At 60.1% G+C, this 14,934-nt stretch carries 14 protein-coding genes; 9 read left to right on the forward strand and 5 right to left on the reverse strand.

Annotated features, from left to right (window positions below; all coding sequences use genetic code 11):
• Positions 1–89 precede the first annotated feature (89 nt).
• The 7 genes from AC1DXW_RS19665 to AC1DXW_RS19695 all read left to right on the forward strand — a co-directional run bounded on the left by AC1DXW_RS19665 (position 90) and on the right by AC1DXW_RS19695 (position 7,678).
• The gene (locus tag AC1DXW_RS19665; protein WP_477756205.1) at positions 90–989 is read left to right on the forward strand and encodes a carbohydrate ABC transporter permease; all 900 of its coding nucleotides are present in this window, start codon (positions 90–92) and stop codon (positions 987–989) included.
• Positions 990–997: 8 nt separating this feature from the next.
• Positions 998–1,828, forward strand: a complete 831-nt coding sequence (locus AC1DXW_RS19670; protein WP_477756204.1) for a carbohydrate ABC transporter permease — start codon at positions 998–1,000, stop codon at positions 1,826–1,828.
• A gap of 132 nt (positions 1,829–1,960) precedes the next feature.
• Positions 1,961–3,064, forward strand: a complete 1,104-nt coding sequence (locus AC1DXW_RS19675; RefSeq protein WP_477760350.1) for an ABC transporter ATP-binding protein — start codon at positions 1,961–1,963, stop codon at positions 3,062–3,064.
• Positions 3,065–3,080: 16 nt separating this feature from the next.
• Entirely contained in the window at positions 3,081–4,553 is a 1,473-nt protein-coding gene (locus AC1DXW_RS19680; protein ID WP_477760351.1) for a mannitol dehydrogenase family protein, read from the forward strand.
• Positions 4,554–4,666: 113 nt separating this feature from the next.
• Entirely contained in the window at positions 4,667–6,163 is a 1,497-nt protein-coding gene (gene xylB / locus AC1DXW_RS19685; RefSeq protein WP_477760352.1) for a xylulokinase, read from the forward strand.
• A 13-nt stretch (positions 6,164–6,176) separates the two neighbouring features.
• Positions 6,177–7,121 (forward strand): carbohydrate kinase family protein, encoded by a 945-nt coding sequence (locus AC1DXW_RS19690; protein ID WP_477753814.1) that lies wholly within the window; start codon positions 6,177–6,179, stop codon positions 7,119–7,121.
• 290 nt (positions 7,122–7,411) lie between these two features.
• The gene (locus AC1DXW_RS19695; protein WP_477753813.1) at positions 7,412–7,678 is read left to right on the forward strand and encodes a DUF2790 domain-containing protein; all 267 of its coding nucleotides are present in this window, start codon (positions 7,412–7,414) and stop codon (positions 7,676–7,678) included.
• A 97-nt stretch (positions 7,679–7,775) separates the two neighbouring features.
• On the opposite strand, the gene AC1DXW_RS19700 is transcribed toward AC1DXW_RS19695, so the two are convergent.
• Positions 7,776–8,042 carry a DUF1652 domain-containing protein gene (locus tag AC1DXW_RS19700; protein ID WP_477753812.1) on the reverse strand — a complete coding sequence of 89 codons (267 nt, stop codon included), beginning with the start codon at positions 8,040–8,042 and terminating at the stop codon, positions 7,776–7,778.
• A gap of 281 nt (positions 8,043–8,323) precedes the next feature.
• On the opposite strand from AC1DXW_RS19700, the gene eco reads away from it, so the two are divergent.
• Positions 8,324–8,806, forward strand: coding sequence for a serine protease inhibitor ecotin (gene eco, locus AC1DXW_RS19705; RefSeq protein ID WP_477753811.1), 483 nt, complete (start codon positions 8,324–8,326; stop codon positions 8,804–8,806).
• A 64-nt stretch (positions 8,807–8,870) separates the two neighbouring features.
• Here the strand turns inward: eco and ilvA are convergent, their stop codons facing one another.
• The 4 genes from ilvA to lpxO form a co-directional block, all read right to left on the reverse strand.
• A complete protein-coding gene (ilvA, locus tag AC1DXW_RS19710; RefSeq protein WP_477753810.1) occupies positions 8,871–9,884 on the reverse strand; it encodes a threonine ammonia-lyase, biosynthetic in 1,014 nt (337 codons plus the stop codon).
• A gap of 206 nt (positions 9,885–10,090) precedes the next feature.
• Positions 10,091–11,254 (reverse strand): PQQ-dependent sugar dehydrogenase, encoded by a 1,164-nt coding sequence (locus AC1DXW_RS19715; protein WP_477753809.1) that lies wholly within the window; start codon positions 11,252–11,254, stop codon positions 10,091–10,093.
• A gap of 67 nt (positions 11,255–11,321) precedes the next feature.
• Positions 11,322–11,663 (reverse strand): hypothetical protein, encoded by a 342-nt coding sequence (locus AC1DXW_RS19720; protein WP_477753808.1) that lies wholly within the window; start codon positions 11,661–11,663, stop codon positions 11,322–11,324.
• A 142-nt stretch (positions 11,664–11,805) separates the two neighbouring features.
• Positions 11,806–12,705, reverse strand: coding sequence for a lipid A hydroxylase LpxO (gene lpxO, locus AC1DXW_RS19725; RefSeq protein WP_477753807.1), 900 nt, complete (start codon positions 12,703–12,705; stop codon positions 11,806–11,808).
• Between the two features lie 487 nt (positions 12,706–13,192).
• On the opposite strand from lpxO, the gene AC1DXW_RS19730 reads away from it, so the two are divergent.
• Positions 13,193–14,779, forward strand: coding sequence for an ABC-F family ATPase (locus AC1DXW_RS19730; protein WP_477753806.1), 1,587 nt, complete (start codon positions 13,193–13,195; stop codon positions 14,777–14,779).
• The last annotated feature ends 155 nt before the right edge of the window (positions 14,780–14,934 follow it).

The raw sequence follows: 14,934 nt of genomic DNA on the forward strand, positions 1-14,934 counted from the left end.
CCATCGCGAGCAAGCTCGCTCCTACAGGGATCTTCATTGTTCGTTCCAATCGGTTTAACACCATGAATACATCAACTGCCAAAGCTCACATGGACATTGTCCAACCGCAGCGTAAAAGCCGCGTGACCAATCCCGGCTGGTTTCTGGTCAGCCCTTCGGTAGCGCTGCTGCTGTTGTGGATGATCGTGCCTCTGGGCATGACCCTCTACTTCTCGATGATCCGCTACAACCTGCTCAATCCGGGTGAAAACCAATTTGTCGGGCTGGAGAACTTCACTTATTTCCTGACGGACTCGGGCTTCCTGCCCGGCGCCAGCAACACGCTGTTGCTGGTGGGCAGCGTGCTGCTGATCAGTGTGGTGTTCGGCGTGCTGATCAGTGCGCTGCTGGAGGCCAGTGAGTTTTTCGGTCGCGGCATCGTGCGGGTGCTGCTGATCTCACCCTTCTTCATCATGCCCACCGTCGGCGCGCTGATCTGGAAGAACCTGATTTTCCATCCCGTGTCGGGGATTCTCGCCTACGTCTGGAAGCTGTTCGGCGCGCAACCGGTGGACTGGCTGGCGCACTACCCGCTGCTGTCGATCATCGTCATTGTCTCGTGGCAATGGCTGCCCTTCGCGATCCTGATCCTGATGACCGCCATGCAGTCCCTCGACCAGGAACAGAAAGAAGCCGCGCGCCTGGACGGTGCCGGGCCGATCGCGATCTTCTGGCACCTGACCTTGCCCCACCTGGCACGGCCGATTGCGGTGGTGGTGATGATCGAAACCATCTTCCTGCTCTCGGTGTTCGCCGAAATCTTCACCACCACCAACGGCGGCCCCGGCTACGCCTCGACCAACCTCGCCTACCTGATCTACAACCAGGCGCTGGTGCAGTTCGACGTTGGCATGGCCTCGGCGGGCGGCTTGATCGCCGTGGTCATCGCCAACATCGCCGCGATCATCCTGGTGCGGATGATCGGCAAAAACCTGACCGACAAAGCCTGAGGCCTGCCATGACTCTTCAACAATCCCGTCGCCTGCAAAGCCTGCTGCTCGGTACATTGGCCTGGGCCATCGCGATCCTGATTTTCTTCCCGATCTTCTGGATGGTACTGACCAGTTTCAAGACCGAAATCGATGCCTTCGCCACGCCGCCGCAGTTCATCTTCATGCCGACGCTTGCGAACTACCTGCACATCAACGAGCGTAGCGATTACTTCAGTTTTGCCTGGAACTCGGTGGTGATTTCCTTCAGCGCCACGGCCCTGTGCCTGCTGATCGCGGTGCCTGCGGCCTACTCCATGGCGTTCTACGAAACCCAGCGCACCCGAGGCACACTGCTATGGATGCTCTCGACCAAGATGCTGCCGCCGGTGGGCGTGCTGATGCCGATCTACCTGCTGGCCAAGAGTTTCGGCCTGCTCGATACGCGCATTGCACTGATCGTCATCTATACGCTGATCAACCTGCCGATCGTGGTCTGGATGATTTACACCTACTTCAAGGACATCCCCAAGGACATCCTCGAAGCCGCGCGCCTGGACGGCGCAACGCTGGCGCAGGAAATGCTCCGGGTGTTGCTGCCCATCGCCAAGGGCGGCCTGGCGTCCACGGTGCTGCTGTCGCTGATCCTGTGCTGGAACGAGGCCTTCTGGTCGCTGAACCTGACCTCGTCCAAAGCCGCACCGCTGACCGCGTTGATCGCCTCGTACTCGAGCCCCGAAGGGCTGTTCTGGGCCAAGTTGTCGGCCGTCTCGACCCTGGCCTGTGCGCCGATCCTGATCTTCGGCTGGATCAGCCAGAAACAACTGGTTCGCGGCCTGTCGTTCGGCGCCGTGAAATGAAGATCCCTGTAGGAGCGAGCTTGCTCGCGATGGACGTGAACGATAACGCGTGCAGACAGGAAGAACGCTCCGCCTACAAATTTATCGCGAGCAAGCTCGCTCCTACATAACAACAAACGGAGGCCCATCACCATGGCCAACCTGAAAATCAAGAATCTGCAAAAAGGCTTCGAAGGCTTTTCCATCATCAAGGGCATTGACCTGGAAGTGAACGACAAGGAATTCGTGGTCTTCGTCGGCCCGTCGGGTTGCGGCAAATCCACGTTGCTGCGGCTGATCGCCGGGCTGGAAGAGGTCAGTGGCGGCACCATCGAACTCGATGGCCGCGACATCACCGAAGTGAGCCCGGCCAAGCGCGACCTGGCGATGGTGTTCCAGACCTACGCACTGTACCCGCACATGAGCGTGCGCAAGAACATGTCGTTCGCCCTCGACCTGGCCGGCGTGGCGAAAGCCGAAGTGGAGAAGAAGGTTGGCGAAGCGGCGCGCATCCTCGAACTGGGGCCGATGCTGGAGCGCAAGCCCAAGCAACTGTCCGGCGGCCAGCGCCAGCGCGTGGCGATTGGCCGGGCCATCGTGCGCAACCCGAAAATCTTCCTGTTCGACGAACCGTTGTCCAACCTCGATGCCGCCCTGCGCGTGCAGATGCGCCTGGAACTGTTGCGCCTGCACAAAGAACTGCAAGCCACGATGATCTACGTGACTCACGATCAGGTCGAAGCGATGACCATGGCCGACAAAGTGGTCGTACTCAATGGCGGCAAGATCGAGCAAGTCGGCTCGCCGCTGGACCTCTATCACCAGCCGGCCAACCTGTTTGTCGCGGGGTTTCTGGGCACACCGAAAATGGGCTTTCTCAAAGGCAAGGTCACACGCACCGACAGCCAGGGTTGCGAGTTGCAACTGGACGCCGGAACCCGCATCAGCCTGCCCTTGAGCGGCAGGCATCTGAGCGTCGGGAGTGCGGTGACGCTGGGCATCCGCCCCGAGCATCTGGAACTTGCCAAACCCGGCGACTGCGCCTTGCMGGTCACCGCCGATGTCAGCGAACGCCTGGGCAGCGACACCTTCTGCCACGTTCTGACCTCGTCCGGCGAAGCCCTGACCATGCGTGTTCGCGGCGATCTGGCCAGCCGTTATGGCGAAAACCTGAGCCTGCACCTGGATGCGCAACACTGCCATTTATTCGATGCCGACGGCGTGGCACTGACCCGCCCGCTGCGCGTTGCTGCCTGATTTCAGAGAGCCTGCGATGAAACTGAACAAACAGAACCTCAACCGCCTCGCGCCTGAAGTGGTCCTGCCCGCCTACGCGTTGGGCGATACCCGCCAAGGCATCGCGCACATCGGCGTCGGCGGTTTCCATCGCGCCCACCAGGCGTTTTACACCGATGCACTGATGAACACCGGAGAGGCGCTGGACTGGGCCATTTGTGGTGTCGGCCTGCGCGCGGATGACCGCCGCGCCCGTGACGATCTCAAGGAGCAGGACTACCTGTTCACCCTGTTCGAACTTGGTGATAGCGACGACACCGAGGTGCGGGTGATCGGCGCCATCCGCGACATGCTGCTGGCCGAGGACGGCGCCCAGGCGTTGATCGACAAACTGGCCAGCCCCGAGATCCGCATCGTCTCGCTGACCATCACCGAAGGCGGTTACTGCATCGACGACAGCACCGACGAGTTCATGGCGCACTTGCCGCAGATCCTGCATGACCTGGCGCACCCGGATGCGCCGAAAACCGTGTTCGGTTTCCTCTGTGCCGCACTGGCCAAGCGTCGCGCCGCCGGCACGCCGGCCTTCACCCTGATGTCCTGCGATAACCTGCCGCACAACGGTGCCGTCACCCGTAAGGCGCTGCTAGCCTTCGCCGCCTTGCACGACGGCGAATTACGCGACTGGATCGACGCCAACGTCAGTTTCCCCAATGCCATGGTCGATCGCATCACGCCGATGACCAGCATCCAACACCGTTTGCAACTGGCCGACAAACATGGGCTGGACGATGCCTGGCCGGTGGTCTGCGAACCCTTTGTGCAATGGGTGCTGGAAGACAAGTTCGTCAACGGTCGCCCGGCCTGGGAAAAGGTTGGCGTGCAGTTCACCGACGACGTCACGCCCTACGAAGAAATGAAGATCAAGCTGCTCAACGGCAGTCATCTGGCGCTGACGTACCTGGGATTCCTCAAGGGTTACCGCTTCGTCCATGAGACCATGAACGACCCGCTGTTCGTGCGCTACATGCGCGCCTACATGGACCTGGATGTGACGCCGCAGCTGCCGGCGGTGCCGGGAATTGACCTGGCCGAGTACAAGAACACCCTGGTGACGCGCTTCTCCAACCAGGCGATTGCCGATCAGCTTGAACGGGTGTGTTCGGACGGCTCGTCGAAGTTTCCGAAATTCACCGTGCCGACCATCAACCGCTTGATCGCCGATGGCCGTGAGACCAGGCGAGCAGCGTTGGTGGTGGCGGCGTGGGCGCTGTACCTCAAGGGCGTGGATGAGCATGGCGAGACCTATTCGATCCCGGACCCACGCGCAGCGTTCTGCCAGACGCTGGTGGCCGATGATGTGTTGATTACCCAGCGATTGTTGGCGGTCGAGGAGATTTTTGGTACGGCCATTGCGCGCTCGCCGGAGTTTGTCGCGGCGTTTGAGTGGTGCTGCAACAGTTTGCGGGATTTTGGGGTGTCGCGGACGTTGGAACGGGTGCTGGCGTAGGCCCTGCGGTGAGTCTGCTGTCGCCTTCGCGGGCAAGCCCGCGATGGCGGCCTGACAGTCGGCAGAGATGCTGAATGCTCAACGATATCCACCTGACGATCCAAGGATTTTGCATGACAACCCAACAACTCTTCCTCGGCATCGACTGCGGCACCCAAGGCACCAAGGCCATCATCCTCGAAGCGATCAGCGGTGAAGTGCTCGGCCTGGGCGCCGCCAGCCACAGCCTGATCAGCGGCCCCAATGGCTGCCGCGAACAGGACACCCGTCAGTGGCTGGAAGCCTTCGCCACTGCCACCCGCCGTGCGTTGCTCGCGGCCAAGATCGATGGCCAGTCGATCCTCGGCATTGGCGTCTCCGCTCAGCAACACGGCCTGGTGCTACTGGACGATCAGGGCCAGATGCTGCGTCCGGCCAAGCTCTGGTGCGACACCGAAACCACCCCGGAAAATGACCGCCTGCTGGCCCATCTGGGCGGCGAAAAGGGTTCGCTGGAACGCCTCGGCGTGGTCATCGCGCCGGGCTACACCCTGTCCAAACTGCTATGGACCAAAGAGCAGCATCCCGAGGTGTTTTCCCGCATCGCCCGCATCCTGCTACCCCACGACTACCTCAACCATTGGCTCACCGGCCGCAGTTGCAGCGAATACGGCGATGCCTCGGGCACCGGGTATTTCAATGTGCGTACGCGCCGGTGGGATTTGCAATTGTTGCTGGACATCGACCCGAGCGGACGCCTGCAAGCCGCGCTACCTGAGCTGATCGATGCCCATCAGGCGGTCGGTACGGTTCTGCCGGGCATTGCCGAACACCTGGGCATCAACCCGCGGGCACTGGTGTCCAGTGGCGGCGGCGACAACATGATGGGCGCCATTGGCACCGGCAACATCCAGCCCGGTGCAATCACCATGAGCCTCGGCTCGTCCGGCACGGTGTACGCCTATACCGATCAACCGAGCGTCGCCGCGGATGCCGCAGTCGCCACGTTCTGTTCTTCCAGTGGCGGATGGTTGCCATTGATCTGCACCATGAACCTGACCAACGCCACCGGCCTGATTCGTGACCTGCTGGACCTCGACATCGATCAGTTCAATGAGCTCGTTGCCCAGGCGCCGATCGGTGCCGAAGGTGTGAGCATGTTGCCGTTTTTCAACGGGGAGCGGGTGCCTGCCCTACCCCATGCCAGTGGCAGCCTGTCGGGTCTGACCATGACCAATCTGACCCGGGCCAACCTGTGCCGCGCGGTGGTCGAAGGCACGACGTTCGGTTTGCGTTACGGACTGGACCTGTTACGCCACAATGGCTTGCAAAGCCGCGGCATTCGGCTGATCGGCGGTGGTTCGAAAAGTGCGGTCTGGCGGCAAATTGTCGCCGATACCATGAATACACCGGTGATCTGCACCGAACAAAGCGAGGCCGCGGCTCTCGGTGCGGCGATCCAGGCGGCCTGGTGCGTATCCCGGGCGAACGGGCACGAACACAGTCTGGCGGACTTGTGCGAGCGTTGCGTGAAGCTCGACCCGGCCAGTGAAACCCGGCCGGAGGCCGACAATGTACACGCCTGTCAGCAGGCGTATGAACGCTATCAACAGCATGTCGCAACCCTTTGAAGAGTGAACAACTATGTACCTGGTGTGTGGCGAAGCGCTGTTCGATTTTTTCAGTGAAAACGACGCCAGCGATCTGGCTTCCAAAGTGAACTTCAAAGCCATTGCCGGTGGTTCGCCGTTCAATGTGGCAGTGGGCTTGCGCCGATTGGGCGTGGACGCGGCGCTGTTGGTCGGGTTGTCCACCGATTACCTGGGGCGGCGCCTGCTGCAAGTGCTGCAAGATGAAGGCGTGTGCCAGGACTACCTGCTGGATTTTGCCGCGCCGACCACCCTGGCGATGGTCGCGGTCGGGGCCAATGGCTCACCGCAGTACAGCTTCCGTGGCGAAGGCTGCGCGGATCGACAATTGCAACCGGAGCACCTGCCGGCACTCGGGCCGGAGGTGCGCGGGCTGCATATCGGCTCGTTTTCCCTGGTGGTGCAGCCGATTGCCGACACGCTATTGGCCCTGGTGCGCCGGGAAAGCGGCAAGCGCCTGATCAGCCTCGACCCGAATGTGCGCCTGAACCCGCAACCGGACATTGACCTGTGGCGCGGGCGGATCGCGACCCTGGTAGAGCTGGCTGACCTGATCAAGGTCAGCGACGAGGACCTACATCTACTGTATCCAGACCAGGATCCTGCGCAGGTGATCGAGGGCTGGTTGCAGCACCGCTGTCAGCTGGTATTCCTGACCCGGGGCGGTGAAGGCGCGACTGTGTTCAGCCGGGCTCATGGTTCGTGGTCGGCTCCTGCCTGTGCGGTAAAAATCGCCGACACCGTGGGCGCGGGCGATACCTTTCAGGCGGCGCTGATTACCTGGCTGACCGAACAGCAGCTGGACTCGGTGGAGGGAGTGAAACAACTTGGCCGCGAGCAGATCGACCGCATGCTGAAGTTCGCAGTGCAGGCGGCCGCGTTGACGTGCAGCAGGACCGGGCCGGATTTGCCTTATCGGCAGCAACTGGATTTGCGCTGAGTTCGAGGACGTCATCGCGAGCAAGCTCGCTCCCACAGGGTTGCGGGTCGCTCACTGCATTTGTGTCCACCCTTGTTCGCGATGACTTTCCATCAGGCGCCCGATGGTCTTAACTGATACACAGGATCGCGCATTCGCAACAGACGGCGTTCAGCCGGGTTAACCCTCGCTTAACCGTGCGGTCCAACACTTCACTGGACCGCACGCCCTCAGACTGCTCTGACGCCCAGTGCGGCAAGTTCGACAAGCGACACATCGAACTGACTTTCCGTCCGCACCGGAGATCGCTGATGAACACTCGTACCCTGCTGGTTACCACCGCCCTCGCCTGCACTGCGTTTGCCGGCCTGGCTCAGGCCAATGACACCACTGACTCTCAAGCCGTGCCCTATCACTACGGCATGCCATTGCATGTCAGCAAAGTGATTTCACTGACCGAGCCGGACACCCTTGAGTGCAAAGTGGTAAATGCCCAGATGAAGTACATCGATGACAGGGGAAAACCCGCAGAAATTACCTACCGTAAACTTTCCGACGCCTGCGAGAACCAGAGCTGACCGAAAAGTCTGATTTGCCGACGGTTGCCGTTGAACTGGCGCTGGGCCTGGCGTTCTTCCAGACCCGGCGCGTGTCCGTGGAACTCGAAACCGCAGGTTAAAGCGCTTTGCCCAGCATCGAGTGGGGATCGACCTCGATGTGATGCTGTTTGGATCGCAGCCGGGCAATCAACTCGTTGATTTCCCGGCAACCATTGAGCCCGGAAGCATCAATGCCGGTGACCAATAGATCCAGGTGATCGGTTTGCCCGTCTGCATAGACCTTGACGGTCATCGACAGATCCGGTGACAGCGTGCACTGGCAGCGCACGGGCAGAAAACTGCTTTCGATGATGTTGCGAATTTCCAAGGCAGAAAGAAACATGGCGACTCCCTCCTATGTGAGACTGCCAATAACGGTCAATGCTCGCTCATATGAAATCCCGGCAAGCTTCAAGGACAGATACAGCATAAATCATGCTCCGGATTTCGCTGTGCAGCTCATCGGCAATTCATGGGTTCAGGCAAGATACCTGTAAAGCTTGTCATGCCGTTTGCAATATACACCCCTTGTGACCTTGAAATTTGCACGCTGGGCGCCACGGGTTTGCATTCACTGCACACCACAGTGAAAATGCCGTCCTTCACTTCAAGCAAGGAGGCATCATGAGTTCTTTGACCGTTAACGCTTGCGCAGCGCTAGCCGCACTGGGGCTTGCCGGCCTGGCGCACGCCGCCAAACTCGAAGGCACCGCGCCCTATCCGAAGGCCGAAAGCGGGTTTACCCGCCAGGTGATTCACCTCGCACCACAGACCCGGGAAAACGACTTCCAGGTCGAGATCCTGGCCGGCAAGACGATGACCGTCGACTGCAATAACCCGCGTCTGGGTGGCATTCTCGAAGAGAAGAACCTCGAGGGTTGGGGCTACCCGTTCTATCGCCTGGAAAAAGTCATTGGCCCGATGAGCACGCTGATGGCCTGCCCGACCGGCACGAGCAAACAGGGTTTTGTACCGGTGGTCGGTGACGGCTTCCTGCTGCGTTACAACAGCAAGCTGCCGCTCGTGCTGTACGTACCCAAGGACATCGAAGTGCGCTATCGGATCTGGTCGGCGTCGAACAAGGTCGAGAAAGCCGCTCAGGAATAACCCGGCCATCCGGCGGACCCTTGTGGCGCCCGCTTGCGGCGCCCGCCGTCGGCCTGCCCGAGTGTCATGCCGGAGCGCCACTCAACGCAGCTCGCTCGGCCACATGCCCCAGGCTGTCGAAATTGATGTTGGCACCCGAGTCGATGGCGACCAGGGTCTGACCACGAGCCCCGCTCTGCGCCACGTACTTCTTGATCCCGGCCACCGCCAGCGCGCCGGAAGGTTCGGTGATCGAGCGGGTATCGTCATAGATATTCTTGATTGCAGCGCAAAGCTCATCGTTGCTGACCGTCAGCACCTCATCGACACAAAACCGGCAGACCTCAAAACCGTAAGCGCCGATCTGCGCCACCGCCACCCCGTCGGCGAAGGTGCCGACACTTGGCAAGATAACTCGCTCGCCGGCGAGCAACGCAGCTTGCAGGCACGCGGAATGCTCCGACTCGACGCCGATGATGCGCACCTCCGGTCGCAAGTATTTGACGTAAGCGGCGATGCCGGCGATCAGCCCCCCGCCACCCACCGGCACGAAGATCGCATCCAGCGGACCTTGATGCTGGCGCAGGATTTCCATGGCCACCGTGCCTTGACCGGCGATCACCTCCGGATCGTCGAAGGGCGAAACAAAGGTGCGACCGGTTTCCCGGGCCAGATCAAGTGCATAGGCCAGTGCAAACGGAAAGCTTTCGCCGTGCAATACAGCATCGGCGCCACGACTGCGAACCCCGATGACCTTCAATTGCGGCGTCGTGCATGGCATGACGATGGTGGCATTGATCCCCAACTCCCGAGCAGCCAGCGCCACACCCTGGGCATGATTGCCGGCAGAAGCGGTAACCACGCCGCAAGCCTTTTGCGCCTCGCTCAGTTGCACCAGCTTGTTGTAGGCGCCGCGGATCTTGAAGGAAAAGGTCGGTTGCAAGTCTTCGCGCTTGAGCAGGATCTGGTTGCCCAAGGCTTCGGACAAGGCCGGTGCCGGTTGCAACGGCGTGCGCACGGCCAGTTCATACACCGGCGCGGCAAGGATTTTTTTGACGTAGCGTTCCAGCAAGGCCTGTTGATCAGCGGTAAAACTCATGGTCGTCTCCTGACATTGATCGGGACCCGGGAGACAGAAAGTAAAAACCCGCCTCTAGGGCGGGTTGGGTGCTGCAGTCGTGAGCTAGCCCGCCAAATGAGGAATGGCGGTAATAATGCTTGGCTGGCAGCGCAATACGGTGGAAGTCATGATTCGAAATTAGCCGGACGGTGGTGGCAAGTCAATGGCAAGTTTTGTAGATGCCGTTAGTCAGCCGGCAACTTCAACCCGACTTTGTAAATGCCACCGTTCTCCTCATCGGTCAATACATACAAATAGCCATCCGGCCCCTGCCGCACATCGCGAATGCGTTGTTTCAGCTCCCCGAGCAAACGCTCCTCGTGGATCACCTTGTCGCCATCGAACTCCAGGCGGATCAGTTCCTGGCTGACCAACGCGCCGATAAACACGTTGCGCTGCCAGGCCTTGAAACGATCGGCATCGTAGAACGCCATGCCACTCAGGCCCGGGGATTTTTCCCAGACATGGTTCGGGGCAACGGTGCCTTCGACGGTATCACCCCTGGCTTCGGGAATCGGTTGACCGGAGTAGTTGATGCCATGGGTCGCCAGCGGCCAGCCGTAGTTTTTGCCACGCTCGATGATGTTGATTTCATCGCCGCCCTGGGGACCGTGTTCGTTTTCCCACAGTGTGCCGTTCCACGGGTTGAGCGCCGCGCCTTGCGGATTGCGCTGCCCGTAGGACCAGATYTCCGGGCGCACGTTGGCCTGGCCGACAAAGGGGTTGTCCTTGGGCACCGTGCCGTCCGGGTAGATCCGCACCACTTTGCCTTGCAGTTTGTCGAGGTCCTGGGCAGTCGGGCGGTCGTTGTTTTCCCCCAGGGTCACGAACAGATAGCCGTCGCGATCGAACACCAGCCGCGAGCCGAAATGGTTGCCCACCGAGAGTTTGGGTTCCTGACGCAGGATCACGTGGAAATCCTTGAGCGCCGTCATATCGTCGGAGAGCCGGCCGCGGCCCACTGCTGTGCCGGCCTTGTTATCCTCACCACCACCTTCGGCATAGGACAGATAGACCGTCCGGTCCTGCTTGAAATCCGGTGACAACGCCACGTCCAGCAAGCCGCCCTGTCCCTTGGCCCAGACCGTTGGCACGCCATTGAGCGGTGCTGACAGCTTGCCGTCAGCGGTCACCAGTCGCAGGTTGCCAGGCCGTTCGGTTACCAGCATGCCTTTACGATCCGGCAAGAATGCCAGCGCCCAGGGGTGCTCCAGCCCCGTCACGACGGGGGTGACCTCGAGGGTGCCTTCTTCGCTTTTCATCGTCTGGGCGGGCGCGGCAAGCACAGGGACAGTGGCGCTGATCAATGCGCTGGCACAGAGGGTTGCCAATAGGTTTTTACGCAACATGCAGGATTCCTTTTCCGATGAACATGAGGTTTGGTGAAAAGTAGCGGGCAGAGCTGATGCCTGCCACTCAACGGTTGTTGCTGCCGGTGTCTCGCGGGGCAGGATTGGGAATGAATGTCGGTGGGCTGGCGGGAGCGGTCCGGTCGGGATAGCGATTACCGATGCCACCGTTGTCCAGCGTCGGCGAGCGCTGGACCGGCACGGTATTGGGTCCGCGTATGGCCGGGGCGCTGGGTTGAGTGCCTTGCATGCTGTTGGGGTTGGCCCGGTGGATCGGACTGTTGTAAGGGTTGTTGTTGGTGCGGCCCGGCAGGTTCTGGGCCAATTGCAACGCAGCAGAGGCATCGGCCAGAGAGCCCAATATGGCACTCAAGCCCAGCACAATGGCGCCAAACACGTATCGGTTCATGGGGTGCCTCTCTACGTCGCGTGGATAAGGACTTCGATACCACGCTACGCCCGGGGTTCAGCTTTGTTAACAAAAACCTCCCCGGCAAGACGTAATAGGCTGGATGTTCCGGCTTCATCGTCAGCAGCCCGAACACACCCCTTCAGATCAGAATGATGACCACCAGCAATCCGGCGAAGATCGACCACTTTTCGAGGTAGTAAAGCGTGCGATTGCGCTTTTTCAGTTGTTTGCCGTGCAGGCGAACCTTATAGATCCTGCTGAACAGCCGGTTGAGCCCGCCGGTCCTGTCGCCCGCCTCGTTCGGCGCACCTGCCGCCGACATGACGGTGCGGCTGAACCAGCGATTGAATGCCGCAGCCCAGCGATACTTCATCGGCCGCTCGACGTCGCAGAACAAGATGATGCGATTGTGCGGCGTGGTGTTCTCTGCGTAATGAATGTAGGTCTCATCGAACATCACCGCTTCGCCATCGCGCCAATGGTAGTTCTGGCCATCGACATTGATGTAGCACCCGGCAGCGTTGGGTGTTTCCAGGCCCAGGTGATAACGGTAGGAACCGGCGTACGGATCGCGATGGCGCACCAGTCTGGAGCCCGGGGGCAACTCGGCGAACATCGCCGCCTTGATCGAACCAATGCCCTGCACCAGCTCAGTGGTGCGCGGGCAGAGCTTCATGGCCGACGGGTGGCTGTCGCCATACCACTTGAGATAGAAACGCTTCCAGCCGGTCTTGAAAAACGAGTTGAAACCGACGTCGTCGTATTGATTCGAACGCTTGATCTCGCCGGTGTGRAGCAAGTTCTGGCCTTCGGCACGGATTTCTTCCCAATGCGCCTGCAGCGGGCTCAGGTCGGGAAAGTCGGCCGGGTCGAGATAAGGCTTGTTGGGGATTTTCGAAAACAGATAAAGAAAGCAATTGATCGGCGCCAGAAACGTCGAGTGATCACTCAACTGGCGGCCCAGCTTGTGGCGCACGTGACCGCGCAGGTGGACATACGCAATGGAGACAACGTAGATAACGGCAATGATGAGTTTCACTGGAATCGTCACAGGTCGGAAGTAAACAAACTGCGCCCTTTACCAGCATGCCAGTCCTGGGGTCTTGTGCAGCGACTGATTACGAAACAGCGGCGCCGTAGTGCCATCGAGCCTTACCGATGGTCGGTTTCCGGCTGATGGATGGCATTTTAGCCACAGTTTGTAACCAATGGTTAACCAGCAACTGCGAAAATGTGTCCGCAAAATCCGCCAAAGCGTTGCAGTGGTCTCAACGCCCTATCGTTTAAAGAGCCAGACCAGTACAATTGCCGCCAAACTTTACGCGCGACCCAGGTTGAGAGCGGGAAATCCCCTTTCAGCGCACATTGACTCGGGCCAAGCGCGCCACATGCTGCTGTCCACTTGATGCCAGATGGATCTTTCACTGCCGATCGGGATGAATATCCCGGGGTCCGGACAGTGGAACGGATACTGAACCGGTACTGCCGCAACCCTGGCTACTCTGAATGCTTCGCAGGAAAAACCTTTGATTTCTACAGCTAACATCACGATGCAGTTCGGCGCCAAGCCGCTCTTCGAAAACGTTTCCGTCAAGTTCAACGGTGGCAACCGTTACGGTCTGATCGGCGCCAACGGTTGCGGCAAGTCGACCTTCATGAAGATTCTCGGCAATGACCTCGAGCCGTCCGGCGGCCAGGTCATGCTGGAACCGAACGTGCGCCTGGGTAAATTGCGCCAGGACCAGTTCGCCTACGAAGAATTCACCGTGATCGACACCGTGATCATGGGTCACGAAGAGCTGTGGAAGGTCAAGGCCGAGCGCGACCGCATCTACTCGCTGCCGGAAATGAGCGAAGAAGACGGCATGGCCGTGGCCGAGCTGGAAACCGAGTTCGCCGAAATGGACGGCTACACCGCCGAATCCCGTGCCGGTGAACTGCTGCTGGGCCTGGGTATCCCCCTGGAACAGCACTTTGGCCCGATGGCCGAAGTGGCGCCAGGCTGGAAACTGCGGGTGTTGCTGGCCCAGGCACTGTTCTCCGATCCGGAAGTGCTGTTGCTCGACGAACCGACCAACCACCTGGACATCAACACCATCCGCTGGCTGGAAACGATCCTCAAGGCGCGTAACAGCACCATGATTATCATTTCCCACGACCGTCACTTCCTCAACAGCGTCTGCACTCACATGGCCGACCTGGACTACGGTGAGCTGCGCCTGTTCCCGGGCAACTACGACGAGTACATGACCGCGGCGACCCAGTCCCGCGAGCAACTGCTGTCGGACAACGCCAAGAAGAAAGCGCAGATCTCCGAACTGCAGACCTTCGTCAGCCGCTTCTCGGCCAACGCCTCGAAAGCCAAGCAGGCCACGTCCCGCGCCAAGCAGATCGACAAGATTCAGCTGGCCGAAGTCAAGCCATCGAGCCGCGTGAGCCCGTTCATCCGCTTCGAACAGACCAAGAAACTGCACCGCCAGGCCGTAACCATCGAGCAGATGTCCAAGGGCTTCGACGGCAAGACCCTGTTCAAGAACTTCAGCTTCACCGTCGAAGCCGGCGAGCGCGTGGCGATCATCGGCCCGAACGGTATCGGCAAGACCACCCTGCTGCGCACCCTGATGGGCGAGCTGACCCCGGACGCCGGTTCCGTGAAGTGGACCGAAAGCGCGGAGCTGGGCTACTACGCCCAGGACCACGCCCATGACTTCGAAGACGACGTCAGCCTGTTCGACTGGATGGGCCAGTGGACCCAGGGCGAGCAGATCATTCGCGGCACCCTGGGTCGCATGCTGTTCTCCAACGACGAGATCCTCAAGTCGGTCAAGGTCATCTCCGGTGGTGAGCAAGGCCGCATGCTGTTCGGCAAGCTGATCCTGCAAAAGCCGAACGTGCTGGTGATGGACGAACCGACCAACCACCTGGACATGGAATCCATCGAGGCGCTGAACCTGGCGCTGGAGAACTATCCGGGCACGCTGGTCTTCGTCAGCCACGACCGTGAGTTCGTATCGTCCCTGGCCACCCGCATCATCGAGCTGAGCCCTAACGGCGTAACCGACTTCAGCGGCACCTACGACGACTACCTGCGCAGCCAGGGTGTGGTGTTCTAAAGGCAGTTACAAGCCTTTAGCTGCAAGCTTCAAGTGAAAAGCCCTGTCTTGGTGACGGGGCTTTTTGCATTCCGGGCCAAGGTTTCTTGTTGGTGCATAAATCATCGCGAGCAAGCTCGCTCCCACAGGGGAATGCATTTCAAAATGTGGGAGCG

The organism is Pseudomonas sp. P4_C4, from assembly GCF_056402055.1.

What these genes read in the sequence shown, in the direction of transcription:
- AC1DXW_RS19665 (WP_477756205.1), top strand. Translation starts at nt 90, where the DNA reads ATGGACATTGTCCAACCGCAGCGTAAAAGCCGCGTGACCAATCCCGGC.
- AC1DXW_RS19670 (WP_477756204.1), top strand. Translation starts at nt 998, where the DNA reads ATGACTCTTCAACAATCCCGTCGCCTGCAAAGCCTGCTGCTCGGTACA.
- AC1DXW_RS19680 (WP_477760351.1), top strand. Translation starts at nt 3,081, where the DNA reads ATGAAACTGAACAAACAGAACCTCAACCGCCTCGCGCCTGAAGTGGTC.
- xylB (WP_477760352.1), top strand. Translation starts at nt 4,667, where the DNA reads ATGACAACCCAACAACTCTTCCTCGGCATCGACTGCGGCACCCAAGGC.
- AC1DXW_RS19690 (WP_477753814.1), top strand. Translation starts at nt 6,177, where the DNA reads ATGTACCTGGTGTGTGGCGAAGCGCTGTTCGATTTTTTCAGTGAAAAC.
- AC1DXW_RS19695 (WP_477753813.1), top strand. Translation starts at nt 7,412, where the DNA reads ATGAACACTCGTACCCTGCTGGTTACCACCGCCCTCGCCTGCACTGCG.
- AC1DXW_RS19700 (WP_477753812.1), bottom strand. Translation starts at nt 8,042, where the DNA reads ATGTTTCTTTCTGCCTTGGAAATTCGCAACATCATCGAAAGCAGTTTT.
- eco (WP_477753811.1), top strand. Translation starts at nt 8,324, where the DNA reads ATGAGTTCTTTGACCGTTAACGCTTGCGCAGCGCTAGCCGCACTGGGG.
- ilvA (WP_477753810.1), bottom strand. Translation starts at nt 9,884, where the DNA reads ATGAGTTTTACCGCTGATCAACAGGCCTTGCTGGAACGCTACGTCAAA.
- AC1DXW_RS19720 (WP_477753808.1), bottom strand. Translation starts at nt 11,663, where the DNA reads ATGAACCGATACGTGTTTGGCGCCATTGTGCTGGGCTTGAGTGCCATA.